Source organism: Streptomyces sp. BPTC-684 (assembly GCF_030028635.1).
Lineage (GTDB): Bacteria > Actinomycetota > Actinomycetes > Streptomycetales > Streptomycetaceae > Streptomyces > Streptomyces noboritoensis.
Genome location: NZ_CP124863.1, coordinates 3912137 through 3938761, shown reverse-complemented (window position 1 = coordinate 3938761; position 26625 = coordinate 3912137). Strand labels below are relative to the sequence as shown.

At 69.5% G+C, this 26625-nt stretch carries 15 protein-coding genes and 1 other RNA gene; 3 read left to right on the top strand and 13 right to left on the bottom strand.

Going from position 1 to position 26625, the window contains the following annotated elements; translation table 11 throughout:
• Positions 1–38: 38 nt before the first annotated feature.
• Positions 39–7298: a polymorphic toxin-type HINT domain-containing protein gene (locus QIY60_RS17360; protein ID WP_283143267.1), complete on the bottom strand. Its 7260-nt coding sequence runs from the start codon at positions 7296–7298 to the stop codon at positions 39–41.
• A gap of 554 nt (positions 7299–7852) precedes the next feature.
• Between QIY60_RS17360 and QIY60_RS17355 the strand changes: the two genes are divergently transcribed.
• On the top strand, positions 7853–11323 hold the full coding sequence (locus QIY60_RS17355) for an FG-GAP-like repeat-containing protein (protein WP_283143266.1): 3471 nt from the start codon (positions 7853–7855) through the stop codon (positions 11321–11323).
• A gap of 57 nt (positions 11324–11380) precedes the next feature.
• Here the strand turns inward: QIY60_RS17355 and QIY60_RS17350 are convergent, their stop codons facing one another.
• The 4 genes from QIY60_RS17350 to QIY60_RS17335 form a co-directional block, all read right to left on the bottom strand.
• Positions 11381–12709, bottom strand: coding sequence for an acyltransferase (locus tag QIY60_RS17350; protein ID WP_283143265.1), 1329 nt, complete (start codon positions 12707–12709; stop codon positions 11381–11383).
• Complete coding sequence (locus QIY60_RS17345) at positions 12706–14835, bottom strand: bifunctional polysaccharide deacetylase/glycosyltransferase family 2 protein (RefSeq protein WP_283145981.1); 2130 nt, start codon at positions 14833–14835, stop codon at positions 12706–12708. The genes QIY60_RS17350 and QIY60_RS17345 overlap by 4 nt, the downstream gene beginning before the upstream one ends.
• Positions 14836–14909: 74 nt before the next feature.
• Positions 14910–15620, bottom strand: coding sequence for a hypothetical protein (locus tag QIY60_RS17340; RefSeq protein ID WP_283143264.1), 711 nt, complete (start codon positions 15618–15620; stop codon positions 14910–14912).
• A 283-nt stretch (positions 15621–15903) separates the two neighbouring features.
• Positions 15904–16863 (bottom strand): LysR family transcriptional regulator, encoded by a 960-nt coding sequence (locus QIY60_RS17335; RefSeq protein ID WP_283143263.1) that lies wholly within the window; start codon positions 16861–16863, stop codon positions 15904–15906.
• A gap of 127 nt (positions 16864–16990) precedes the next feature.
• Here QIY60_RS17335 and QIY60_RS17330 point away from each other — a divergent pair, with 127 nt between their 5' ends.
• On the top strand, positions 16991–18271 hold the full coding sequence (locus QIY60_RS17330; RefSeq protein ID WP_283143262.1) for an MFS transporter: 1281 nt from the start codon (positions 16991–16993) through the stop codon (positions 18269–18271).
• 143 nt (positions 18272–18414) lie between these two features.
• On the opposite strand, the gene ssrA is transcribed toward QIY60_RS17330, so the two are convergent.
• The 5 genes from ssrA to ftsE form a co-directional block, all read right to left on the bottom strand.
• Positions 18415–18785: a transfer-messenger RNA gene (ssrA, locus tag QIY60_RS17325) on the bottom strand.
• Between the two features lie 83 nt (positions 18786–18868).
• On the bottom strand, positions 18869–19366 hold the full coding sequence (gene smpB, locus QIY60_RS17320) for an SsrA-binding protein SmpB (protein WP_190091858.1): 498 nt from the start codon (positions 19364–19366) through the stop codon (positions 18869–18871).
• Positions 19367–19384: 18 nt separating this feature from the next.
• Positions 19385–20557 carry a S41 family peptidase gene (locus QIY60_RS17315; protein ID WP_283143261.1) on the bottom strand — a complete coding sequence of 391 codons (1173 nt, stop codon included), beginning with the start codon at positions 20555–20557 and terminating at the stop codon, positions 19385–19387.
• Positions 20558–20646: 89 nt separating this feature from the next.
• Positions 20647–21564, bottom strand: coding sequence for a permease-like cell division protein FtsX (ftsX, locus tag QIY60_RS17310; RefSeq protein WP_101388536.1), 918 nt, complete (start codon positions 21562–21564; stop codon positions 20647–20649).
• Positions 21565–21613: 49 nt separating this feature from the next.
• Positions 21614–22303 carry a cell division ATP-binding protein FtsE gene (ftsE, locus tag QIY60_RS17305; protein ID WP_101388537.1) on the bottom strand — a complete coding sequence of 230 codons (690 nt, stop codon included), beginning with the start codon at positions 22301–22303 and terminating at the stop codon, positions 21614–21616.
• 269 nt (positions 22304–22572) lie between these two features.
• Between ftsE and QIY60_RS17300 the strand changes: the two genes are divergently transcribed.
• Positions 22573–22764: a hypothetical protein gene (locus QIY60_RS17300; protein WP_283143260.1), complete on the top strand. Its 192-nt coding sequence runs from the start codon at positions 22573–22575 to the stop codon at positions 22762–22764.
• Between the two features lie 86 nt (positions 22765–22850).
• Here the strand turns inward: QIY60_RS17300 and QIY60_RS17295 are convergent, their stop codons facing one another.
• The 3 genes from QIY60_RS17295 to QIY60_RS17285 form a co-directional block, all read right to left on the bottom strand.
• Positions 22851–23888 (bottom strand): hypothetical protein, encoded by a 1038-nt coding sequence (locus QIY60_RS17295; RefSeq protein ID WP_283143259.1) that lies wholly within the window; start codon positions 23886–23888, stop codon positions 22851–22853.
• Between the two features lie 284 nt (positions 23889–24172).
• On the bottom strand, positions 24173–25276 hold the full coding sequence (prfB, locus tag QIY60_RS17290) for a peptide chain release factor 2 (protein WP_283143258.1): 1104 nt from the start codon (positions 25274–25276) through the stop codon (positions 24173–24175).
• Between the two features lie 68 nt (positions 25277–25344).
• Complete coding sequence (locus QIY60_RS17285; protein ID WP_283143257.1) at positions 25345–26574, bottom strand: serine/threonine-protein kinase; 1230 nt, start codon at positions 26572–26574, stop codon at positions 25345–25347.
• Between the last annotated feature and the right edge of the window lie 51 nt (positions 26575–26625).

Below are 26625 nucleotides of genomic sequence, written 5' to 3'. Positions count from 1 at the left end.
GGACTCAATCCTTACCTCGCAAATCAAGCGAACACTCTCTACCGGAAGATCACACCCACGTTGGTATAATCTCCCGGCATACCTCGAAGTTCGGTTATCTCCACACTCCCCGAAAAGCCCGCCCTTCCGGACATCTTCCCGGTAAACGTGGCCCGCGCCGCATCCTCAAGCGAAGCGCCATTTCGCACAGCCGCGTTAAAGGAGTTCAAGTTGTCGCTCAGCGTCCCCCCATTCTGCCAGTACGCCTTAACACCCTTCACCTTGTTGCCAAAATGAGCAAGAGCGGCGTTAAACATCTCGCCACCTCGCGGCGTATCCGGGCCAGAATTGATCACAAGCGAGAAGAGTCCGTCACTGTCAAGGTCGGCAACGACTCCCTTACCACTCGGCGCCACGTTCATGTACGTCGGGCACCCGTTGCTGTTATGAACGAGGACCGGCGTCTCACCCGCCAGTACATAGTACGTGTGAAGGTCATCCACCGTCAGGTTGTACGTCCGAGCATGCTGCGCGTACCCCCTATTGGCAAGGACCCTTACAACCCCGCCCACAGGGGTACGCAGTTTCGTGCCCGGCTCGATCTGCCCCGCTTCAACCCAAGCGTTGGCGGAGACGGACCAGAAGGGATGCTCATGAGTGGCGGTAAGCTTCTTCGGCCCATCCTTCGTCGCGATGGTGAGCTCATTGAAGTATTTATCGCCGTCGGTGACGATCAGTCGCGTGACTTTACGCTTCCCGGATGTACCTGTTCTCGGGTCAGTCGCAACGACTTCGTCGCCTACCTTGACCGATTCGATGCTCTTGCCATGCCCATCAGCCATGAGCACCTTGGTGCCTGCAAGGAAGCACTTAGTACATCCAGGTGGCCTCGAAGAGCTGAGTTCTGCAGCCATCCCCCTGCCCGAGGCTCCAGCTCCCATGCCCCTCGCCCCTGCCCCCATCTCACCACCAGCGAAGAGGAATCCTCCCCTGCCAGTGGAATTGAGGACCATTCCCTTGGCGCACTCCATGACCATGCATACGAGGCGTACCCAGTGCCGCAGCTGCGCCTGAGCGTCAGGATTGTCGCGTTCGACCAGGTAGTCATCCTTCTGCGGGTATCGATTGGCGTCCAAGTAATAGCGGTAGAAGAGCCTCGTGAATTGGTCTTCGTTCTGCCAATTGTTCGGAACCCAAACACCCGGAAATATCTCGTGACGCTTTGTGTCTTTGTGCAGGGATCCGCTGTCGTCGCCCTCCCCACAACTACCCTTGTGGCACGATCCCGCCCCCGCGTTTCCGGGGTCCACGGGACCATCAGTGATGATGGTCCCGCTGCCATCTCCCTTCGGCGTGCCGACGCCACACTGATCGGCCCGGCACAGACCGGAAGGGTCGCTCGTCGTGACCGGGTTGTTCCCGCTGTACGCGTACCCGTTCATCTGCACGGGGTCCGAGTCGATGATGATCGGGTCGGCCGAGAGGAAGCGGCCGTTGGCCTGGTCGTACTCCCGAGCGCCCATATGCGTGAGACCGGTACTCGTATCGTCTACGCCGACACCCAAGTAGCTCCGCTTATTAGGCCAAGCCCCCGGCTTCGCCCCCCGCACCTCCCCGTACGGCTTGAACGCCCGCCGAGTGATCGGCTGGCCCGGCGACTGCTCCACCGACGTCGACGCCGTCCCCAGCTGGTCGCTCAGCAGGACGCTCAGCTTGTGGCCTGACGTCGCGCCGTCCGTCGTCGAGCGGACCACCGTCGGCGCGCCCGCCTGCGCATAGGCACGACTCGCGCGCGTGATCTTCCCCGCCGCCGTCGTCAGTTCCGTCTCGCCCAGGTACAGCACGCTGCCCGAAGGCGAGTTCTCCAGGACGCGGTTGCCCTCGGCGTCGTAGACGTACTGCGTCTTGACGCCGTCGACCGTCACCGTGTCGACCTTGCGCTCCTGGGTCCAGGTGAAGCGCTGAGTGACGTCCGCCAGGTCGCGGACCGTGGTGTTGCCCGTGCGGTCGTACTCATAGGCGCTGCCGCTGCCCGACGGGGTCGAGGTGACGTCCGTCAGCACGTGGGGCTGGATCAGCGTGCTCGGGCTCGTTCCGTTGCCCGTGATCGTCGTGCCGTAGCCGTAGCGGAGGGAGACGTCCTTCGTCGGGTCGGACGGGTCGTGTCGCACCTGCGTCGCGCGGTTGCCCAGGACGTCGAAGGTGTAGCTGTCCCAGTAGCCCGTCGCCCCACCGGCCACTGAACCCGTCGCCGGGGCAGCCGACTTGAGCGAAGCGGTGAGCGCCGCATCTGGGCTGCTCTTGTCGGAGGAAGCGTCGGCCGCATTGGCGACCGGTCCACCCGACGCCGTTCCGTCCCCGTTGTACCCCCACTGCTGGCCGCTGTCGGACTTGCAGCCCACCGACGTAGTGCCCGGGGTCAGGTTGGACGTCCAGGCGTGGACCAGCTGCCCCATCGCGTCATACGTGAAGCACTGGTTGTCCCAGACGGACGTCCCCGCGTCCGTGAGCTGGCGGGCGTTGGACGTGACGTTGCCCGCGACATCGTAGGAGTAGTAACTGCTGTTGACCCTGTGCGAGTTCGTCGTCTCGCGGTCCGTGACCGTGCGCTGGAGTCGGCCCGTGTGCTCGTCGACGAAGTTCGTCGTCCAGACCCGGTACGGCTGGGGGCCGCTCACCACGCGCAGCGGCTCGCCGTACGGGGAGTACGTGACGTCCGTCGTGTACCAGCTCTGCCCCGACGTCGACTCCGCCAGGCCGTCGCTGTTGTAACGCGTGACGACCTTCTCTGCCGCCAGACCACCCACCGCCGGCAGCGTCACCGACAGTGGCTTGCCGGTCGGCGTGTACTCGTACGCGTACTTGTACGTGCCCGACACTCCCGTCGTCATCGCGTTGGCCGGGACGACCGTCTCCTTGCCCGTCGGCCGGTAGCCCGTGTCGTAACCGGTGACCCGGTTGATGTAGTCGCCACTCTTGTCGTGGCGGATCGACTCGACGGGCTGCCCGAGCGCACCCGGCAGGGTGTCGAACGAGAACTCCTTCACCGGCGGGGCCGTCGTGGAGCCTTCGCGGACCGCGACGATCCGGCTCAACTCGTCGTACGACGTGTACGTGCTGCCCCGGGAGTCGGTCACGCTCACCAGGCGGTCCGCGTCGTCGTATCCCGACGTCGTCTCACCCGTGTCCGGGTCGGTCGAGGCGATCAGACGCTTGCGGGCGTCATAGGTGTACGTCCAGGCGTTGCCCGCCGGGTCGATGACCTTCGAGCGGTTGCCCCGGGCGTCGTACTCGTAGCTGGTCTGGCGGTACTCGGTGGACTGCGGGTTGGTGAAGTGCTGGATCGCGGTGACACGGCCGCGCGCGTCCGTGAGGGTCTTCACCGCGGGGGCCGCGCCGCCCGCCGGGACGGCGAACGTGCTGGTGTCCTGGTAGCTGGTGGTCGCCGCGTAGACGGACTTGCCGCTGAAGAGCGTGGACACCCGGACCGGCCGCTCCAGGCCGTCATACGTCGTACGCGCCATGCTCGGCACCAGGCTGTCCGAGGCGCGCTTGAACTGTGCGGACTGCGGGTCCCCGGCCGCCAGATAGGGGTTCGTCTGCTCCCGGACGAGGCCGTGGTCGTCGTAGCGGGTGTCCGCGATGATCCGGCCGGGCCCGTGTGCCTCGCTCTGCGTCTGCACGGCGCGCATCAGGCCGTCGTAGACGGTGACTTGCTTGGCGTAGGTGCCGTCGTCCTTGATGTTCTCGACGGTGACGGCGGTGGGCTTGGTCGTCGTGTCCGTCGCCACCGCCATCTGGTACGTGATCTTGACGTCCGGCGTCTGGGTGCCCGAGGAGCGAGCCGGGGTCCAGCCCTTCACGAGGCGGCCGAGCGCGTCGTACTCGGTGCGTGCCACCCGGCCGTTGGGGTCGGTGACGGTCAGCGGCAGGGCGCGGCCGGGGTCGAGAGTCGTGGTGGTCGCGAATCCCTTGGCGTTGATGACCTTCGTCGAGGTGACGGGTCCACCACCGTCACCGGGCGTGTACTGGGTCTCGGTGCTCCCGACCAGCGGCTTCTTCACCGTACGGACGCGCCCCAGCGGGTCGTACGTCATGGTCACCGCAGGGCCGAAGGCGCTGCCCGCGCCATTGGTCTCCGTGATCGTGGTGGCGAGCCCCTTGGTCGGGGTGTCGCCGTAGTCCAGCCCGTCGTACGACGTCCGGGCGGCTCCCGTCAGCTGCGTCGACGCATCGGCGCCGGCGTAATCGGCACACGACGTGCTCGTCGAGCGGATCTGCTTGGGGAGCCCGATGAGGTTCGCGCTCTCGTTGTGGACGTAGTCCGTCTTGGCGCAGGTGTAGTCGCTGAGCGTCTCGCCGCCGGTCCCGTTGGGCCGGACCACGGCGGTCTGGACCTCGATGGGCAGACCGTGGTCGTCGTCGACCTTGGTCGTGGTGCGGACCGCCTGCCAGCTGGTGTCGACTGTCTGGATCGCGTCGGTTCGCTCCACCCCGGTGCGGTGGGCGAGCAGGGCCCCCGCACCGCCGTCCCGGTCGCGCGAAGCCGTCTGCTTGGACCAGGGGAAGCTGAGGGTGCGCTTGAGCACCCTGCCGCCGCTGCCGTCGTACGTGATCGACTCGGCAGCCATCCCCCCGTACTGGGGCTGGTCGTCGGCGATCAGCGTCACCGTGCCGGTGGAGTCCTTGACCGCGCCGCCCGCACCGCGGAAGTAGCGGGTGACGGAGTACGACTGCGTCTGCGGGTTTCCGGTGGAGGGCGTGTTCTTGCTGCCCTTGGTGGTGGCGACCTGCTGGAAGCCGCGCCACTCGCTGTACGTGCGCAGGTCGGGCTTGGTGAACTCGTCGTCGCTCTTGCCCCAGGCAGCGCCCGAGTAGGAGTAGTTGGTCGTGATGCGGTCGGAGACGCCGGTGATCCGGTCGGTCTCGGTGACCGAGTCGACGAGGTACTTGTTGAACCAGGAGAGCGCGGGCTTCTCCTCCTCGCCGTCCGGCGACCATCGCACCGGGTAGCACGTGCCGGTGTTCTTGTCCTGGTCGACCGACGGCTCGGTGCGGCAGCCGCCCTTGTACCGGACCTCGATGTCCGCCCCGTGCTCCGTGGCGACCGTGCCGATGCGCGGACGCGTGAAGCCCGGCCGGGAGTCGCTCGACGACTTGGGGACCAGGTTGGGGAGCTGCTTGTCCTTCAGGTAGCCGCGCAGAGGATGGTCGCTGCCCACGACGTACGGGCCGAAGCTGACGCCCGCGCTGGACATGAGCGTGCCGGTGCTGTCACCCGGGGCGTATCCCCGACGGGTGATCTTGGTTAGCCACAGGCCCGGCGAGGTGTCGTACCAGTCGCGCGGGAAGCTCTGCTCAAGGTTGTACGTGTCGACCTTCGCCAGACCCGTGACGCCCGGGCGGGCGGCCTCGGTGGTGACCGACTCCAGACGCTTGCGGGTCCAAAACGACGGGAAAGCCGGGCAGAGCTTGGAGTCGGACTTACAGTTCAGGTTGCCGGGGACGTCCCACCACGGGCGGTACGAGGCGGGGTCCGCCGTGTTGTTGAACTTGGCCTCGTCGCAGGCAGTCGCGCCGACCAGGCAACGCTCCTTGGTGTTGAAGACGACGCGGGCCGAGGGCGTGGTGAGCGATCCGGTGCGCAGCCCGTACTCGATGCTCGTCGGATAGCCGCCGCGGATGTACTTCTCGGGCGACTTGAACTTCTTGTTGGGGGCGTAGTAGTTCGTCTCCTGGGCCCAGTTGACGATCATCGCGTTGCCGTGGACGTCGACGACCTTGTCCAGGCCCCAGTGCCAGGCCTGCTGCTTCTTGGTGGTGCCTTCGGCGCAGCGGGAGTCGGCGAACGCCGTGGCGTAGCAGGGCTCGCCGGGGTGGTTGCCGTAGACCGGGACGGTGAAGACGGAGTTGGTGTCGGCGTGGCTGCCGCCGACCTTGTTGAGGCCGTAGAAGTACTGGGTTCCGTCGGTGGTGGTGACCACCCAGTACTCGCCGTTGTTGTCCCCGTTGTCGCCGCCGGACTTGAGCTCGACGCGGGTGCCGTCGTCGTTCTGCGGGCGGTAGGTGTCCGTGGTACCGACCCGCACCAGCTCGGTCGTCCGGCCGCCGAGCGACATGACCGCGTTGTACGAGACCCAGCACAGGTCGGACGTCTTGTACTTCTTGTCCTTGTTGTTGGGCGCCCCGGCGTCGGTGTCCTTGCGGTCGTCCTGGCAGGCCCGGTAGCGGCGCTCGATGTGGCCGGGCTCGTACGTCCAGCCCTCACCGATCCACGAGGCCTGCGGGGAGCTGGTGGACGTCTTGCCGTCGACGGTCTGGGACGAGTACTCGAAGGAGATCTTCGGGGCGGGGCCCGCGGGGGCGGGCGGCACGGTCACGGGGTACGACCAGGTGAAGGCGCCGGACGAGTTTCCGGCCGCCCACTTGCCGTCGCCCGCGAGCGGGGTGGCCTTGAACGAACCACCGTTGCCCGCGCCGGAGTCGACCGCGCCGATGACCGCCTTGTCCCCGCCGGCGGCGACCGGCTGGACGTACGCCGCCTGCATGACGCCGGAGGGAGCGGCGGCCCGGGGGGCGGCAGCCGGGGTCACCGTGCCGTCGGCGGCGGTGTCGACGGTCGCGGTGATCGTCTTGCCGCCGGTGTCGTTGACCGTCTCCAGGTCCTGATAGGCCCGGCACTCCTCCACGTCGGGCGTGGTCAGGTAGCACTCGGGGAACTGCACGAAGTGCAGCCGGGAGGCCCAGTCGGCGCCGTAGAGGTTCTCGTACGTCTGGTAGTCGAGCTGCACGGACACCGGCACGGAGGCGCCCGCCGGGGCCGTCACGGTGACGACCGCGCCGTCCACACCGTCGGACTCAATGGCCGTACGCGCGGACACGCCCACCTGCCACGTGCCCGTGGGCACGGAGGCTCCCGGAGCCTGGCCGAGCTTCACCGGGAGCGTTCCCACGGGCTCCAGACCGGCCGGAGTCGCGGCGGCGGACCCCGTGCGGAAGGCCGTCTGCTGCGCGGCGGAGGAGAAGGTGACCGAAGCCGTGCCCGCGGCGGGGGGTGTAGTGGTGCCCGCGGGAGCGTCGGTGGTGCTCGTCGGAGCTGCCACATCGATGCGGTCGAGCTTCGGGTCCCGGGTTCCGCCCTTGATCAGCTGGTCCTGGTGGAGGTTCTCCAGAACCAGGGCGTCACGCGGTACCTCGTCCCTGGCCGGGTCCGGCGGCTGTGCCAGCGCGGGCGTGGGCAGCAGGGCGATCGCCAGGGCCGTGCACACGGCTGAGAGCGCGGAGGCACGGCGGCGCCGACCACGTGCGGACGGCGGCATGACAAACACGGTGAAGTCCCCCCGGACGTCAACGGACGGCGCCTGGAAGAAACACAGGTGATGCCGCTTCAGAACGCGCTGATTCTGTGTGCCCGTTGTGAAGAAAGCCAGGGATATACGTGATCAGTGAAAATAACCACGCCGCGTATCGCCCCAACTACACCATTGAGGCAGGGAGTGCAGTATGCCGCCCAGGTGAGCAGGAATAGAACCTGAGCGGCGGAGAACAGATAGCTCAGCCCGTTCGGGATCAACTGTCACTAATCCGCTCACGGATATGCACCGTTCAGCCATGAAAAGTGAGCAATGGATGGGCTCATTTCCGTTCGGAGGGCCGGGTTCGACTTTCGCGGGCACAGCAACCGCACAGCCGCCGAAGGTGAGGCAGCGAGTGCGTGGGGTGACAGATTGGGCGTGACGACGCTCCCCTCTTGAGCAATGATCTGGTCGCATCTTCACGTCTCGCGCACAGAAGCGGCAGGGCGTGACGACAGGAAGTGCCCGGTCGGTGGTCCGTCGCGACGCCGGCACGAGGGGGGAAGGGAACCTCGCGCATGACGAGCAGAGCGCGCCGCATGCCCGGACGCAGAGCAACAGCAGCCATAGCGGCGGCTGTTGTGGTGGGTTCGGGCGTGACCTATATCGGCCTGAATGATTCCGGGGGCAGCCACAAGAAGCCGCGGTCCACCGAAAACGCCGCACCACTGGACGAGGCCGGGGCTGCGGCCAAGGCGAAGCGGACCGGAAAGGCGGTGGAGGCAGCGGCACTGCGTACCGCGTATTCGACCACCTGGGCCCGCCCGGACGGAATGCTCCAACGGCGCATCCACGCAAGTCCGATCCGAGCCGAAGTGGGTGGCGAATGGAAGGCGATCGACCCCACTTTGATCAAGGTCAACAACGGCTGGTCCCCCAAAGCGACGAACGTGCGGATGGCCTTCTCCGCCGGCGCCTCCGGCAGCGGGACCGAGCGCGCCTCGCGTGACCAAGCCCGCCGCGTTCCCCTGCTCGCACCCGCCGCGCCCAACGCCGCCACCGCGACCGGCAACGCCCTCGTCACCCTGTCGACCGGCGGCCATGACATCGTGCTGACCTGGCCGGGACCGATCCCCCAGCCGGTGATCGACGGCTCGCGCGCGCTCTACCCGGAGATCCTGCCGGGCGCGGACCTGGTCCTGACCGCCGACGACGGCGGCTTCGCTCAACTCCTGGTGGTGAAAAGCCGTCAGGCCGCTGCCAATCCGCAGGTGGCGCGCCTCGCGTACGGGCTCTCCTCGCCCGATCTCAACTTCGTACTCGACCCCACCACGCGCATCCTCACCGCGAAGGACAGCGGTGGAGATGACGTCGCCGAGTCACCCACCCCGCTGATGTGGGACAGCGCGGGTGTTCCGGCCAGCACCGACAGCGGAGGCGGGGGAACGGGTACGCCGCCACCGCCCGAGCCGACCCCGACGGACACACCGGACGGCTCGGCGTCGGACGGTGAGACGCCCACGGCCTCGCCACAGCCGTCCGGCGCAGGCGACGACACCGACCGGGGCGACGTCTGGAAGGAGGTGCTGCCCAGGCCGTCGGACGACGCACCCGACCCTTCGTTCGTCCGGCCCAACCTCACGCCTCCGCCGATCCCTCCGGAGGCGTCGCCCGAGCCCACCCGGACCGGGCCGGACGCGACGCTGGGCCTGGCCGCCCTCTCCGGGCCGCAGCCCGCCTCCCACGGCGCACTCGCGGACGTCGATCTCCAGGGATCCGACTGGGTTCTGACGGCCGATCAGGACTTCCTCAACGACTCGTCCACCGTGTATCCGGTCTTCATCGACCCGTCCGTCAAGAAGCACACCAACGACTGGACCACGGCCTACGACCGGCACCCGAACGCCAACTTCTACAACGGCCGGAACTTCAACAAGGGCGGCACCCACGAGGCCCGGGTGGGATTCGAGTCCGACACCTGGGGGACGTCCCGGTCCTTCTTCACCATCGACTGGGACGACGACCTCAAGGACGCCCTCGTCTCCGACGCAACCTTGCGCATCCTGGAGACCTACTCGTGGTCGTGCGACGCGCGACGGATGGACATCTATCTCACCGGTCAGATCAGCCCCAAGACGACGTGGAACACCGCGCCGAAGATGACCAGTGGCAACAAGCTGGCCAGTCGTAGCTTCGCCCACGGCTGGAAGTCCGGGTCCTGCCCGGACGCCTACGAGGCCTTCAAGATCACGCCCACCGCACAGCGCGCGGTCGCCAACGGCTGGAAGACGCTGACCATCGGCATGCGCGCCGCGACGGAGGACTCCCAGTACGCCTGGAAGAAGATCCAGGCGGACGGCGGCAACGACCCGTACGTCGACCTCACCTACAACCGGCGCCCCGAGCCCCCGACCGGGCTCGACCTCGACCCGGATCTGAGCTGCGACACCACCGCGCCGTACGTCAACGTCGGCGCGTCTCAACTGACGTTCTGGGCCGGCGCCAAGGACAGGGACGACAACCTCGCCTCCCTCCGCTTCCAGCTCTGGAAGGCGGGCACCAGCCCCACCAACAACAACCTCCTTGGCAGCAAGGGCAACGTCTCCGTCGGCAGTCAGACGTCTTCCGCGAGGGTGCACACCGACCCGTTCTCGACGAGCGGACTGCAGAGTGGCGCCACGTATTCGTGGCGCGTCATCGCCGTCGACAAGTACGGCGCCACGTCGAGCAGATACTCCCCTGCCGACATCCCCTGCCGGTTCGTCTTCGACAACCAGCGACCGAGCCCGCCCATCGTCACCTCGACGGACTTCCCCGACGCCGACCAGAGCGACAACGGCTTCTGGAACGACCCTGAGGACTCCGTATGGAGTGCCAGGAAGTTCGGTGAAGACGGTTCGTTCACGTTCCGCACGGCTCAGAGCGATGTCGTGAAGTTCGAGTACAGCTACAACGGCGGCGCGTACAACTTCTCGGTCAGCCGGACCGCCGGGTCGCCGACCACCGTCGTCTCCAAGGCCAAGCCGCCCATGGCAGGCCCGGTCGTCCTGTACGTACGGGCCGTTGACGCGGCGAACAACAGGTCCGAACCCCGCAAGTACCTCTTCTACGTGACCCCACGGGACTCCGCCGACACCCCGGGCGACCTCACCGGCGACAAGCTCCCCGACCTCATGGTCGTGAGCGGCGACGGCGATCTGCGCACCTACCCCTCCCAGGCCCTGCCGGACCTGACCAAGGGCAGCGGCAACCTCGGATACTCCATGTCCGGTGGCTACCGGGGTAACCCCGACAAGGACCCCAACGGCTCGGACGGCAGGCCGATCTACACCGCGGCCCCGAGCGGCTACTGGAAGAACACGCTCATCGCGCACCTCGGTGACGTCTACGGGGGCGACGGCCTCCAGGACCTCGTCGCCGTCCGCGAAGGCAAGCTGTGGGTCTATCCCGGCGACGGATACGGCGCCGTCAACATCGACAAGCGCCAGGAGATCCTGCTGCCGTCGAACGCGCCCAGCCCGGCCTCCATCACGCAGATCGTCTCCGCCGGAGACGCCACCGGTGACGGCAAGCCGGACTTCTTCCTCCGGGTCGGCGACGCCTTCTGGGCGCTGGTCGGTTACAACGGCGCCACCGTCGACCAGGCGGTCCAGCTGTCACCCGATGCCTGGAGCGGCCGCGACATCGTCACGGTCCAGGACGTCACGGGCGACGGCACCGCTGACCTGATCTACCGCAGTGACAGCGCCGGGCAACTCGCGCTGCGCGTCGGCAAGAAGGCCGCCACCGGCGGGGTCGATCTGAAGTCGCTCGCCAGCGCCGCCGGTTCCGCCAACGGCTCCGACGGCGTCTACGGAGCCTCCAGCTGGCAGCGCGCCAACATCAGGCTCCTCTACGGCACGCCCGACGCCGACGGAGACGGCGTCCCCGACATCTGGGTGGTCAAGGCCGACGGGACCGTCCGCTTCTACTCCGGTGGCCGCACCACGATGCCGACCGCCGGGATCCAGATCAACAGCGGCTGGCAGTCGAAGCTCGCCATCGGCTGAACACGGAGGAGGGGCCCGGACACGCAGTCCGGGCCCCTCCTCGTTTTCCTCACGCGCTCAGCGCTTCCCCCCTGTGGACCTGCCGTCCGGCCACAGTCTGGGGCTGCGCTTGGCCGCCACGTCCTCGATCCAGCCGAAGCTCAGGACGCACAGGCCGATCAGCACCCAGGTGAAGGCGAGCACCGGCCAGGGGCTGTCCAGCAGCCACGGCACGCTCTCGCCCAGGGAGCCGAAGCCCCACAGCTGGTCCCACATCGTCGCCGCGGCGAGGATGCACACGTTGTGCCAGAGATAGACCGTCACCGCACGGGAGTTGAGCAGGATGATCAGCCGGTCCCAACGGCGCAGCTTCGGCGGCCACTCGGACCACGAAGGGCTGAAGTGGAGGAGCAGCAGTACGGCGCCGAACGACCAGAGGGCCTGGGCGAGCGGGATGCCGTCCAGCTCGTTCTCACCCCCGAAGTCGTTCCGCATGGCCCACCAGAGGCCGACGCCGAGGATGAACGGGACCACCGCCGGGACGATGTACCGCGGAACGCGGCTCAGGACGCCCTGCTGGTGGGCCATGCCCAGGACCCAGCAGGCGCCGAACGTGGAGAAGTCGGTGATCGTGGAGTCGATCCGCTCCGGCAGGTCGAAGCTGCCGAAGGTCATGACCGCCGACAGCACCAGCGGCGCCAGGATCGTCGTCCACGGCACCTTGCGCAGGTATCGCAGGATCAGCGGCGACAGCAGGACGTACCAGAGGTACGCGCGCAGGTACCAGAGCGGCTCGGCGACGTTGCCCGCCCAGGAGCCGTCCAGGAACCCGTGCACTCCGGGAAGGTCGGACGCGTACGGAGGGTCGCTCAGCGGGACGATCCAGAAGAGGAGGTGCGTCCACCACCATCCCGGGTGGCCGTCCGCATCCGGTCCCCAGCCCTGGGCGATCATGCCGGTGACGCCGATCGCGCCCAGCAGCCACATCGGCGGCAGCAGACGCCGCATCCGGCTGCGGATCACCTGGGGGGCCGGACGCTTGAGGGAGCGCCCCATGAGGTTGCCCGCGAGCGCGAACATGACGCCCATGGAGGGGAAGGCCAGCGGCAGCCAGGCCCAGCCCATGAGGTGGTAGAGGACGACGCGGAACAGGGCCAGCGCCCTGAGCAGGTCGAAGTAGCGGTCGCGGCCGGGCTTGGCGGGCGCGGGCGCCTCGGGCTTGTGGCGCAGGGCCGCCGCCGGCGGAGACAGGTAGCGGGGTTCCCCTGCCGCCTGCCCAAGGTGGTGGCCCGCGCCGTGCTCGGCATAGGGAGCCGCCCCCTGCTCGGCGTGGGGAGCCGCGCCGTGCTCGTTCGTTCCGTACGGGCCGGGCTGCGGCCAGGCGCCCGTGGGCTCGGTGGTGGTCATGCGACGGGCCTCCGGTCGACGTTCTCCTTGCTGCCGCGCTGGGTCGGGATCCCCCCCGGCGCCTCCACAACCCCCGTCCGCCGCAGCTTCTGCCACCGCAGCCGGCCCCCGGTGAGGGCCGTGATCCAGGACTGGAGGAGCACCACGTACATCAGTTGGCGGTAGAGGACCTGCTGGAGCGGGAGGGAGACCAGGTGGGTGAGGCGTTCGCGGTCCAGGCGGAACGCGTAGGCCGCGCAGACCAGTTGGATCACCAGGACGCCCAGCCACGCCACCACGGTCTTCTGCGTCGGGCCGAAGACCAGGCCGTAGAGGAGAAACACGTCGATCAGGGGGGCCAGGAGGGGGGCCAGGACCATGAACAAGGACACCAGCGGGAGGCCCACGCGGCCGAAGCGGCCCGACGGGCCGCGCTCGAAGACCGCTCGGCGGTGCTTCCAGATCGCCTGCATGGTGCCGTACGACCAGCGGTAGCGCTGCGACCAGAGCTGCTGTACGGACTCCGGCGCCTCGGTCCAGGCGCGCGCGTTCTCCGCGTACACGACCCGCCAGCCGTCGCGGTGCATCGCCATGGTGACGTCGGTGTCCTCGGCGAGGGTGTCCTCGCTGATGCCGCCGACCCGCTCCAGGGCGGTGCGGCGGAAGGCGCCGACCGCGCCCGGGATGGTCGGCATGCAGCCGAGCACGTCGTACATCCGGCGGTCCAGGTTGAAGCCCATGACGTACTCGATGTGCTGCCAGGCGCCGATGAGCGAGTCGCGGTTGCCCACCTTGGCGTTGCCCGCGACCGCGCCGACCCTCGGGTCGCCGAACGGCTGCACCAGCTCGCGTACGGTCGACGGCTCGAAGACGGTGTCGCCGTCCATCATCACGACGATGTCGTAACGGGCGTTCCTGATGCCGTTGTTGAGCGCCGACGGCTTGCCGCCGTTGACCTGGCGGACCACCCGGACGTTCGGCAGCCACATCGCCTCGACGATGTCCGCGGTCCCGTCGGTGGAGCCGTCGTCGACGACGATCACCTCGATGGGGTGGTCGCTGGCCATCAGCGAGCGCACGGTGTTGGCGATGCACTCGCGCTCGTTGTACGCGGGGACGATCACCGAGACCGGCTCGGTGACCTCGGGGCCCCAGCGGAACCCGCGCGCCCGCACCTTGCGCGCGTGCAGGAACGACAGGATCAGCATCAGGCCGAACCGGGCGAAGACCAGCACGCCGATCACCGCGAGCCCACCCACCAGGACGTCGGTGGTGTGCTCGGAGACCTGGACGGCGAAGACGAACGCCTTGCCCTTCCACAGGTCCATGCCGGTGACCGGGGTGTGCGCGCTCGGCGCGTTCAGGGCCTCGGTGAGGTTCACGAACGCATAGCCCTTGCCCTGGAGCCCGGGCAGGAAGGTGTCGAGCGCGGCCACGGTCTGCGAGCGGTCGCCGCCCGAGTCGTGCATCAGGACGATGGCGCCCTTGCCGTGCTTGGGCGTGGCGTTCTTGATGATCGTCTTGATGCCGGGGCGCTGCCAGTCCTCGCTGTCCGTGGAGTCGAGCGCGGTGATGTACCCGCGGCTGCCCACGTACTTGATCACCGGCCAGTTCTGGTCGTCGATCGCGTCCGCGAACGACGAGTACGGCGGCCGGAAGAGGGAGGTGCGGATGCCGGCGGCGCCTTCGAGGGCCAGCTGGTTCTGCGCGAGCTCCCAGTCGATGCGGGCGTGCGACTGGTAGGAGAGGTCGGGGTGGTTGAAGGTGTGCAGGCCGACCTCGTGGCCCTCGTCGACCATCCGCTTGATCAGATCGGGGTAGCGGGCGGCGTTGGCGCCGGTCACGAAGAAGACGCCGTGCGCGTGGTACTTCTTCAGCTGGTCGAGCACCTTCGGGGTCCAGGTGGGGTCCGGGCCGTCGTCGAAGGTGAGCACCAGTTTGTGCTTGGGGATGTCGAGGCTGGTGGGCTTGCCCGGGCCCCGCGCGTCGATGACCGGGCCGCCGTCCAGGATGCGCTCGGGCACCGTGTCGGTGGAGGCGTCCGGGCGGATGCGGTGGTCGGCGAGTATCTCGTTGTGGACGTACCCGCGCAGCATCAGCATCGCGAAGAGGGCGACGAGGAAGAGCAGGGGCAGCAGATAGCGCATCGGCAGTCTGCGGCGTCTCCGCTTGCGCGGGGTGGTGGGGGAAGTCGTACGACGGGTCGTACGGCGAGGGGCTTTCACGTGCTGGCTCCAGAGTGCGGAGTCGGCTTCGTCGACAGGCCCGTCGGGCTGCCGGACGGGCCGGTGGGGAGGCCGGGGCTCGCCGAGCGGCCGCCGGTCGGCTTCGCGCTCTGCGAGGTGCCGGGGTGCGGGGAGGCGCCGGTGGGCTTGCCGGAGTTCTTCGTCCTGCCCGGCTTGGGGGTGCCGGAGGCCTTGGCCCGTGCGGAGCCGCTGGCCGAGGGGTGCGCCTTGCCCTTGGCGGGGGCGCCGGGCTTGGTTCCCGGGCGGGGGGCGCGGGAGTCGGTGGGGGCCGGGGTGACCTGGACCGTCTCCGTCTTCTTCTCCTTGGCGGCGGGGCCCGGTATGCCGAGCCAGGGCGCGCGGGAGCTGCCGCCGACGAGGCTGCCGACGAGCATCACCGCGTAGCAGGTGCATGCCAGGCCGAAGACCCAGCCGAGCCGGCGCAGGTTCTTGCCGCGGCGGCCGCTCTCGTCCACGAAGACGGGGCCGTCGGGGTCGCCGGCGGGAACCGGCGCCTGCGCCAGGTCCTGAGCCGGGAAGGGGACCTGGGCCTGGACCTGCGTCCGGTCCTGGGTCTGGAACTGAGGTTGCGCCTGGGTCTGGAACTGGGGCTGGAACTGAGGCTGCGCCTGGGTCTGGATCTGGTCCTGAGTCCGGTCCTGTGCCTGGGGGTTGCCCGGCAGGCGTCCGGCGACGTTCAGTTCCATCGTGAAGTCGTCGAGAGGCCTACGGGGCTCCTCGAACGGGTTCCGGGGTCGCCCCTGAGGGGCATCTTTTTGCCAATTGTCCACTTTGCGTACGCACTTCCCCACTGGATGATTCGCGGGTTGCGCGCACTCCTCTAGCGGGCGCTGCGTTCCGGACCGGGTCCCCACCCGCTCCACGCACCCCCACTACCACACCGCACCCGGGGAATGAATGTAGCGCACGCCGATGTGAGCCATGTTCACGCGCCAAGTCTTGTTCCTCAACTGGAACAACAGAGGGGAATCAGTGGGACATGAGGGACAGTTCCCCCTCCGGAAGCCAGTAATCAGGGGGCAGTTCGAGCCATCCAGCGGCCTTTCCCATCCGCCGGGCGACCTCCCTGAGAACCTCCAGGCCGGGGTGGTGCAACCCCTTGCGCCACACCAGCGACACCGGTGACAGCGGTACGGGACCGATCAGCGGCCGCAGCACCATCCCGGATATCTCCATGAAGTCCGTGCTGGCCAGCACCGACCAGCCGCGCCCCAGCACCACCCGGGTGAACTCCTCCTGCCCGGAGATCTCCGGGAACGGCGCGGCCAGTTCCGCACCCCGCCCCGCGAAGAGCCGCGCGGCCAGATCCGTCCACTCGGCGGTGGCCGGATTGCCCGCCCCCGCGTACAGCGTCTCGCCCGCGAGCGCGTCCACCGGCACCTCGTCCAGGCGGGCGAGGCGGTGGCCCTCGGGGAGCAGCACCGCCATCCGCTCGTACCGCACCGGCTGGTGCGAGAGTCCGGCGCGCACCGACGGGTCGAGCCCGGCGACCCGGCCGAAGGAGACGTCGAGGCGCCCGGCCAGGATCTCGGCGGCGGCCCCGGTGAGCCCGCTCAGATAGCGCGCCACGAACTCGTGCCCGGCCGCCGCCTCGCGGGCCCGCACCAGCACCCGGTGGCCGGTGCCGACCGAGGCGCTGACGTCGACGAGCAGCGGACGGGCCTCGGCCGCCCAGCCCGCCCGCAGCTCGTCGTGCGCGGCGAGCACCCGCCGCGCGTACGGCAGCAGCCGCGCGCCGTCGGCGGTGAGCTCCACCGCGCGCGTGGTCCGTACGAACAGCTCGGCGCCCAGGTCGCGTTCGAGCCGCCGCACGTCCCGGCTGAGCGCCTGCTGGGCGACGAAGAGCCGGGCGGCGGCCCGGGTGAAGTGCAGTTCGTCGGCGACGGCGGTGAACGCGCGCAGCAGCCGGGGGTCGATGTCCTGGGTCACGGACGGCAGTCAACCGCACGGACGCCGACAGCAGAAGACCTTCACCGGGCAACTGACAACACAGGTGCGTGAATGGCCTCTGATCAGGTGTTGGACGCCCGCGCCCCGCCCGGGCGAAGCTCGGTGCATGCCGCAACTGATGACCGTCTCGGGCTCGACCCTGGTGCTCGCCGGGCCCGCTCCGTACGAGCGCGAGCCGCGCCGCAAGGCCCGCGCTCCAAAGGTGCGGACCGCCCCCTACCGCCGCCTGTTCGCCGTCCCCGGCGCCCGCGCCTTCACCCTGGGCAACCTCATCGCCCGGCTCCCCATGGGCATGTTCAGCGTGAGCGCCGTGATCATGATCGCCGGGTCACGCGGCTCGTACGCCCTCGCTGGAGCCGTCACCGCCACCGGCCTCGCCGCGACCGCCCTGGTCGCACCCTGGACGGCCCGCCTCATCGACCGCCACGGCCAGGCCCGGGTCGCCGTGCCCGCCACCGCGATCGCGGTCCTCGGCTCACTGGCGCTGCTGCTCTGCGTACGCCTGGACGCGCCGAACTGGACGCTGTTCGCCGCGTACGCCGCGACCGCCACCACCCCGAACACCGGCGGGATGTCGAGGGCGCGCTGGGCGCACGTCCACCGGGGCGACCCGGCGGCCCTGCACACCGCCAACTCCTTCGAGCAGGCCGTGGACGAACTGTGCTTCACGCTCGGCCCGGTGGCCGCCGCGTTCCTGTGCACGGCCCTGTTCCCGGAGGCGGGCACGCTCACCGGCGCGGTGCTCCTGATGACGGGCGTGCTGATCTTCTCGGCCCAGCGCGCCACGGAACCCCCGGTGGCCCCGCGCACCACCGCCCGCTCCCCCCTGCGCTCCCCCGGCCTCGCCCCGCTGCTCGCCGTCTTCCTCGCCACGGGCGCGGTGTTCGGCTCGATGGAGGTGGTGACCCTGGCGTACGCGTCCGGGCTCGGCCACGGTCCGTCGGGCGGCGCGGTCCTGGCGCTCCAGGCGGCCGGGTCGGGTGCGGCGGGCCTGGTCTACGGCTCGGTGCGGCCCGCGCGTTCCGTCTCCCGGCGGCTGCTCATGTGCGTCGGCGCGATGACGGCCCTGATGTGCCTGCCGCTGCTGGCGGCCCGTACGGGTTCGCTGGTCGTCCTCGCGGGTGCCCTGCTCCTTGCGGGCGCGGCGACCGCGCCGACGATGGTCACCGGGATGACCCTGGTCCAGCGCCTCACCCCCGAGGGCCGTCTCAACGAGGGGATGACCCTGGCGGTCACCGCGATCCTGGGCGGCATCGCGGCCGGCTCGGCCACGGGCGGCTGGCTTACCGACCACGCCTCCGCCCCGACCGCCTACCTCGCCCCGGTCTGCGCGGCGGGCCTCGCGCTGGCGGCGTGCGCGGCGGGCCCGGCTCGGCGCCGGGCGTGAGGGCGTACGACGAAGGCCCGGTCGCTGCAATAGCGGCCGGGCCTTTGTCTCACATGGGATGAGGGGGTCTGGGGGTCATGCCCCCAGAAAGAGGACGAGGTGGACCGGGCTCGCGCTGTTTGCGAGCATGGTCCACCTTCACCTCGTGGAGATGGCGGGAATCGAACCCGCGTCCAACGGTGCGGAATCAGGGCTTCTCCGTGTGCAGTTCGCTGCGATTTTCTCAGCCCCGGAGATCACGCGAACAAGTCTCCGACGGGCTCAGTCACTGTTTGATTTCCTTCTGGGCCCCGTGACCGGGCTCAGAAGTTTAGATCCCTTGATGATGCCAGGATCCGGGTCGGGATCACCCCCGGGCTGACACTTCGCAAAGTCGCTACTTAGGCAGCGAGGGCGAAGGAATCGCGCTTGGTGTTGGCGATTATTGGTTGCGACATATGGTTTACGAGATCATTGCCGCTTCCTCGACACGCTTCCCCTGCTTCGACATCCGCTGTCGAAACCGATCATCCCCATGTTTTGTTAACAATGTGCTCCGCCCCGGGGGGCGGTGCTGAAGCCATGGTACGCGACGCGCACCACCGCTCGCCAGGATATTTACGCCCGCTGCCGCCGCCGGGCCGCCGAGATCGCCCGGTTCGTCTCGCGGGTGTCCTGCTTCTCCCGCAGCGTCTGCCGCTTGTCGTACTCCTTCTTGCCCTTCGCCAGCGCGATCTCGATCTTCGCCCGGCCCTCCTTGAAGTACAGGACGAGGGGCACGATCGTGTGACCCGACTCCTGTGACTTGGACTCCAGCTTGTCGATCTCGGCGCGGTGCATCAGCAGCTTCCGCTTGCGCCGCGCGCTGTGGTTGGTCCAGGTGCCCTGGGCGTACTCCGGCACGTGGACGTTGTGCAGCCAGGCCTCGCCCCCGTCGATCTGCACGAACCCGTCGACCAGCGACGCCCGCCCCTGGCGCAGCGACTTCACCTCGGTACCGGTGAGCACGAGACCGCACTCGTAGGTGTCGATGATGGTGTAGTCGTGCCGCGCCTTCTTGTTCTGCGCGACGAGCTTGCGCCCGCTGCCCTTGTCCTTGTCTTTTGCCTTAGCCATAGTGCGGCCATTTTCGCACTACGACCGCCCCCCGAGGCCACTCAATACCGCCTGGGCCCGCTCCTGGGCCCGGTCGGTGACCGGTACGTCCGGGGTGATGCCCTTCCCGTCGACCCCGTGGCCCGCCGGGGTGCGGTAGTGGCCGACGGTCAGCTCGGCCACCGAGCCGTCCGGCAGGTCGGTCGGCATCTGGACCGAGCCCTTGCCGAAGGTGCGCGAGCCCACCGTGACGGCCCGGCCCCGGTCCTGCAGGGCCCCGGTCAGCAGCTCGGCCGCGCTCATGGTGCCGCTGTCGACCAGGACGACCAGGGGGCGGCCGGTGTCGCCGGCCCGCTCCGCGTACAGCGCGCGCTGGCGGCCGTGCACGTCGTACGTGGCGACCAGGCCGCCGTCGAGGAAGGCGGAGGCGGCCGAGGCGGCCTCGGTGACCAGGCCGCCGGTGTTGCCGCGCAGGTCGAGGAGGACCCCGGCGCCGCCGGGGGCCGCGCGGACCGCCGTGCGCACCCGCTCGCCCGAGCCCTTGGTGAAGGCCGCCACCTTGATCATCACGTCGCCGCCCGGCAGCGCGCTCACCGTCACGGCCTCGGTGGTGAGCTCGGCCCGCCGCAGCGACTCGCTCCAGGTCCGACCGCCGCGCTCCAGGCCCAGGACGACCCGGCTGCCCGGGGTGGCCCCGTCGCCGCGCAGCAGGGCGACGACCTCGGTGACCGGCAGGGTGTCGAGGGCGCGGCCGTCGATCGTACGGAGCCGGTCGCCCGCCCTGATCCCGGCGCGGGCGGCCGGGCCACCGGGCTGGAGGCGGGTCACCTCGACGCGGCCGTCGGCGGTGCGCCGGGCCCACAGGCCGACGCCCGTGTACCGGCCGTCGAGGGCGTCCTCGAACTGCTCGTACGCGCTCGGGTCGTACACCGCGCCCCAGCGGTCGCCGCTGCGGCTGACGGCCTCGGCGGCCGCCTCGGTCGCCGACTTGCCGTCGGCCACCGCCTCGGCGGCGGCCCGGGCGACGTCGGCGCCGCGGTCGCGGGGCTCTGCGGCGGAGGCGGGCAGCGCGTGCAGCGGGGCGCGGCGCTCCTCGGCCTGCGGCAGCGAACCGGTCACCGCGGCGGTCGCCAGGACCGCGACGAAGACCAATGTCAGAGTCGCCCCGCGGCGCACTCCGCGGGACCTGGGACAGCTGTCCGGACCTGACATGGCGTCGAGTCTAGGACAACGCGAGGGCGCCGCAGGGGCTGTTGCTCCTACGGCGCCCGGGGCGCACCTCACACAGTGAAGCGCGCGCGTCACACCTTCAGGTACTTGCGCAGCGCGAAGAACGCGGCGAGGGCGGGCATCAGCACGCTCGCCGCGAGCACCAGCGGCAGCTTGGCCAGGACCGCGTCCCAGCCGATGAAGTTGATCAGGTTCAGCTTGTGCGACAGGTCGAGGCCGTGGTCGATCATGAAGTAGCGGCCGACGATCAGCATCCCGGAGGCGGCGATGCCGCCGAGCACTCCGGCGAAGGCGGCCTCCATGATGAACGGCGCCTGGATGTAGAAGCTCGACGCACCCACCAGGCGCATGATGCCGGTCTCGCGCCGTCTGCTGAACGCGGAGACGCGGACCGTGTTGACGATCAGCATCAGCGCCACGACCAGCATCACCGCCATGACCAGCACCGCGGCCACGTTCATGCCGCCGAGCAGGCTGAACAGGTTCTCCAGGATGCCCTTCTGGTCCTGGACGGACTGCACGCCGTCGCGCCCGGCGAAGGCGGTGGCGACCACCTTGAACTTCTCCGGGTCCTTGAGCTTGACCCGGAACGACTCCTGCATCTGGTCCGGCGTGATCGAACCGGCCATCGGAGAGTCGCCGAACTGCTCCTTGTAGTGCTTGAACGCCTCGTCGGCCGACTCGTAGGTCACCGTCTGGACGATGTCCAGCTTCTTCAGGTCGCCCTCGATGTCCTTCTTCTGCTGGGCGGTGACGGCGCCCTTGGAGCACTTGGCGACGGACTCGGCGTCGGCCTTGTTGCAGAGGAAGATCGAGACGTTGACCTTGTCGTACCAGTAGCCCTTCATGTTGTTGACCTGGTCCCGCATCAGCAGCGAACCGCCGAACAGGGCCAGGGACAGGGCCACGGAGACGATGACGGCGAACGTCATGGTCAGGTTGCGGCGGAGACCGACGCCGATCTCCGAGAGTACGAACTGCGCGCGCATGGCGACTGGTTAAGCCTTTCCGTGCTTTACGGGCTCGATGCTCAGCGCATCAATGCTGGTAGCCGTAGACGCCGCGCGCCTGGTCACGTACGAGACGGCCCTTTTCGAGCTCGATAACACGCTTGCGCATCTGGTCGACGATGTTCTGGTCGTGGGTCGCCATGATCACGGTCGTCCCGGTCCGGTTGATCCGGTCCAGGAGCTTCATGATGCCCACGGAGGTCTGCGGGTCCAGGTTGCCGGTCGGCTCGTCCGCGATCAGCAGCATCGGCCGGTTGACGAAGGCCCGCGCGATGGCGACGCGCTGCTGCTCGCCGCCGGAGAGCTCGCCCGGGCGGCGGTCCTCCTTGCCGCCGAGCCCGACGAGGTCGAGCACCTGGGGCACGGCCTTCCTGATCTCCCCACGCGGCTTCCCGATGACCTCCTGGGCGAAGGCGACGTTCTCGGCCACGGTCTTGTTGGGGAGCAGCCGGAAGTCCTGGAAGACGGTCCCGAGCTGGCGCCGCATGTGCGGCACCTTCCAGTTGGAGAGCCGGGCCAGGTCCTTGCCGAGCACGTGCACCTGCCCTTGGCTGGCGCGCTCCTCGCGCAGGATGAGTCGGAGGAAGGTCGACTTGCCGGAGCCGGACGAACCGACGAGGAAGACGAACTCACCCTTCTCGATGTCGAGGGAGACGTCCCGCAGAGCGGGATGGCTCTGCTTGGGATATGTCTTGGAGACGTTGTCGAATCGGATCACGGTGCACCACGGTCGCCGGGAATAGGTGTGCGTGACACTACGCGAACCGGCCTGGGCCGTGCAGGCACCGTCCGGGGATGTTCCGGGGATGCGCCTTATGTCCTGTTGACGGCGGCCCACGGGCCCCCTCAGGGGGGCAGAATCCGGCGGGGCGCGCCGAAACGCGCGCGAGCTGGCACAGTGGTAGGGGGAACGGTTGCGTTTCCCTGAGCGTTGTGCGGAGCAGTAGGTGCATACGGCGGCTCCGCCGCGCGGGAGGAGGAAAGCGCATGACCTATGACCGATTGGTGTGCGCGAACTGCGCGGCGCCGGTCAGCGAGGGCCGCTGCCCCGTCTGCCGGGCCAACCGCGAGCGGTTGCAGCAGGAAGGCCCCTGGGGCGGTCTGAGCCCGGCGGCGCTGGTGACGCTGCTCGTGGTGCTCGTGGCCGCGGTGGCCCTGCTGGCGCACCAGACCGTGTGACGGAGGCTTTACGCAGGTGGGGCCCGGGGTGCGATTGCGCCCCGGGCCCCACTGTCGTTCTGCGTGCCGACTGCCGCGCGTGTCGCTTACGCGACGTTGCGGCCACCGACCAGGCGCGGCATGAACCGGAAGCCGATGCCACCGGCGATCATCGTCGCGGCGCCGAGCAGCAGGAACGTGGTCTCGCCCGCACCGGTCTCGGCGAGCTCGTCCTTGGCCTTGCCCTGCTCGACCGGCTTCGAGCCGACGGTGTCGGTGTCGGTGTTGTCCGGGCAGCTGGCGCCGTCGAGCGAGACGGTGCAGGTGCCACCGGTGCTGGAGCCGCCGGTGCTGCTGGAGCCGCCCGTGGCGGAGGAGCCGCCGGTCGAGGAGGACCCGCCGGTGGAGCTGCCACCGGTGGCGGTGGTGCCGCCGGTGCTCGTGGTGCCACCGGTGGACGTGGTGCCGCCCGTGCCGGTCGTACCACCCGTGGTGGTGGAGCCGCCGGTGGTGCTGGTGCCGCCCGTGGAGGACGAGCCACCGGTGGACGAGGAACCGCCCGAGGCGGTGGAGCCGCCGGTGGACGAGCCGCCCGTAGTGCTGGAGCCACCTGTGGACGACGAACCACCGGTGGACGAGGAACCGCCCGAGGTGGTGGAGCCGCCGGTGGAGGACGAGCCACCCGTGCTGCCGCCGGTGTCGGCGCCGCCGATGCCACCGGTCGACGACGTCGAGCCGCCGCTGGTGGAGCTGCCACCGGTCGAGCTGCCGCCGGTCGACGACGTCTCACCCGTGGTGCTGGTGCCGCCGGAGGACGAGCTGCCGCCCGTCGACGACGTCTCGCCCGTGGTGCTGGTGCCACCGGTGGAGGAGCTGCCGCCCGTGGAGGACGAACCGCCCGTGCTGCCGCCCGTGTCGGCGCCGCCGATGCCACCGACCGTGCCGGTGCCGCCGTCGGCCTCGCCGTCGACGCCGAGGCCGACGTCCACACCGCTCTTGTTGGCCTCGGCCTTGGCGCTGATGCCGCCGATGTTGACGTCGACACCGGCGGCCTGGGCCGCCCCCGCGGCGGTCAGGGACGCGCCTGCCGCGATCACCGCGCCCGCGGCTATCCGTGCAACGCGGACCCGCGTCATTTTCGTCATCTGCCTGCTACCCCCAGTAGCTCAATCGTCATGGAGCAGCGCCCGGGGGCCGCGGGACCGGGGGATCCGATTTTCCGTCGCCCCCGTCACACGCGCCCCGGAAATACGCATGCCGCGCGTCACCCTTCCGCACTCTTAAGAAGGGCGTCAAGGCCGTTGCGCACGGAATGCCCGGAATAGTGCGACTTGCCCGTCGTACGGGATTGCGACTGTGACGTAAAAAGAGAACTGCCGCTCAATGAACGGCAGTTCCCTTGTCGACAAAGCCCCGAAAAGGCCGTCGGTTACTTCTCCTGCTGCTTGCGCCAGCGAATTCCCGCTTCCAGGAAACCGTCGATCTCGCCGTCCAGAACGGCCTGCGGGTTGCCGACCTCGAACTCGGTGCGCAGGTCCTTGACCATCTGGTACGGGTGCAGGACGTAGGAGCGCATCTGGTTGCCCCAGGAGCTGCCGCCGTCCTTGAGGGCGTCCATCTTGGCCTGCTCCTCCTGGCGGCGGCGCTCAAGGAGCTTGGCCTGGAGGACGTTCATGGCGCTGGCCTTGTTCTGGATCTGCGAGCGCTCGTTCTGGCAGGAGACCACGATGCCGGTCGGGAGGTGCGTGATGCGCACGGCCGAGTCGGTGGTGTTGACGCCCTGGCCGCCGGGGCCGGAGGCGCGGTACACGTCCACGCGCAGCTCGGACTCGTCGATCTCGACGTGGTCGCTGGTCTCGACGACCGGCAGCACCTCGACGCCCGCGAAGGAGGTCTGGCGGCGGCCCTGGTTGTCGAACGGCGAGATGCGCACCAGGCGGTGCGTGCCCTGCTCGACGGAGAGCGTGCCGTACGCGTACGGCGCCTTGACCACGAAGGTGGTCGACTTGATGCCGGCCTCTTCCGCGTACGAGGTCTCGTACACCTCGGTCGGGTAGCCGTGGCGCTCGGCCCAGCGCAGGTACATGCGCTGGAGGCGCTCGGCGAAGTCGGAGGCGTCGACGCCACCGGCCTCGGCGCGGATGTTGACCAGCGCCTCGCGCTCGGCGTACTCGCCGGACAGGAGGGTCCTGACCTCCATCTCGTCCAGCGCCTTGCGCACGGAGACCAGCTCGGCCTCGGCCTCCGCGAGGGTGTCCGCGTCGTCCATCTCCTGGGCGAGCTCGAAGAGCACCGCGAGGTCGTCGATACGGCCGCGCAGGGTCTCGGTCTTGCGGACCTCGGCCTGGAGGTGCGAAAGCTTGCTCGTGATCTTCTGAGCGGCGTCCGGGTCGTCCCACAGGGACGGCGCGGCGGCCTGCTCCTCGAGCACGGCGATATCTGCCCTCAGCTTGTCGAGGTCCAGGACGGCCTCGATCGACCCCATGGTCGAGGAGAGGGACTTCAGCTCTTCGGATACATCGACGACTGCCACGGGTCCAGCGTAACGGCTGTGCGCAAGGACGTTTCCCCGGTGCCGTGCCAGGGGCGTCGGGGCCGGGCCTACGGGGGCGCCGGAGCCGAGTGCTTGGAGTCCTGCGGGGGCTTGTCGTCGCCGCCCGACGCGACCAGCCAGCCGCCGACCGCCACGGCCGCCGTCAGGGCGACCGCCGAGGCGCCCAGGATCAGGCGGCGTCTGCGGAGCTGGTCCGCGCGGTGGCGGGCCGAGCCCGGGCGGGGCGTGCCCGACGGGCGGGGGGCGCGGGCCGTGCCGAGGGGGCCGCCCGCCAGTTCGTCGGGGGCGGGGACGCGCATGCTGGTGTGGGTGTCGCGGTTGGAGTCCAGGGGGGCGCCCGGCACCAGCGGCACCGCGCCCCGGCGGGGCCTGCCGGAGGGGGGCGCCGGCTCCTCGTACACCGGCTCCTCGGGCTCCTCGGCGTCCGGCTCGTCCACGTCCAGCGGCGGCATCCCCGCCACCAGCGGCAGCAGCTCGCGCAGCCGGACGGAGAGCTCGGAGGCGCGCAGCCGGGAGGCCGGGGCCTTGGCGAGGCACTGGACGACCAGCTGCCAGAGCTCGTCGGGGATGCCCGGCAGCGGCACCACGGTCTCGGTGACGTGGCGGCGCAGGACCGCGCCGGGGTGGCCGCCGCCGAACGGCGTGAAGCCCGCCAGGAGCTCGTACAGGACCGTCGCCAGGGCGTAGATGTCCACCGCCGCCCGGGGCGGGAGGCCCTCGACGATCTCGGGGGCCAGATAGTCGGGCGTGCCGATGATGCGGGTGGCCTTGGTGCGGCGCGGGGTGTCGATCAGCTTCGCCACGCCGAAGTCGGTGAGGAGCGCGGGGTGCGAGCCGCCGGGGCCGAGCGGGCCCTGCATGTCCAGGAGGATGTTCTCGGGCTTGACGTCGCGGTGCACGACCCCGGCCGCGTGGGCCGCTGCCAGGCCGTCGGCCACGTCCGCGACGATCGCCACCGCCGCCTCGGGGGCGAGCCGGCGCTCGCGGTCGAGCCGGGTGCGTACGTCCGTACCCCGCACCAGGTCCATGACCAGGGCGAGGTCGTTGCCGTCGACGACCAGGTCGCGCACGCCGACGACGTTGGGGTGGTCGAGGCCGAGCAGCGCGGTGCGCTCCTGGACGAAGCGGCCGACCAGCTCCTGGTCGGCGGCGAGGTCCTCGCGCAGCAGCTTGATGGCGACGGGCCCGTCGGGCCCCTCGCCTAGCCACACCGTGCCGGCGCTGCCCCGCCCCAGGATCTGGTGGGCGGTGTACCGGCTGCCGATATTCCGTGCCAAGACTGCTCCCTCAGCGGCTGGCTGTGCACGCCGAGGCTACGCGGCCAGAAG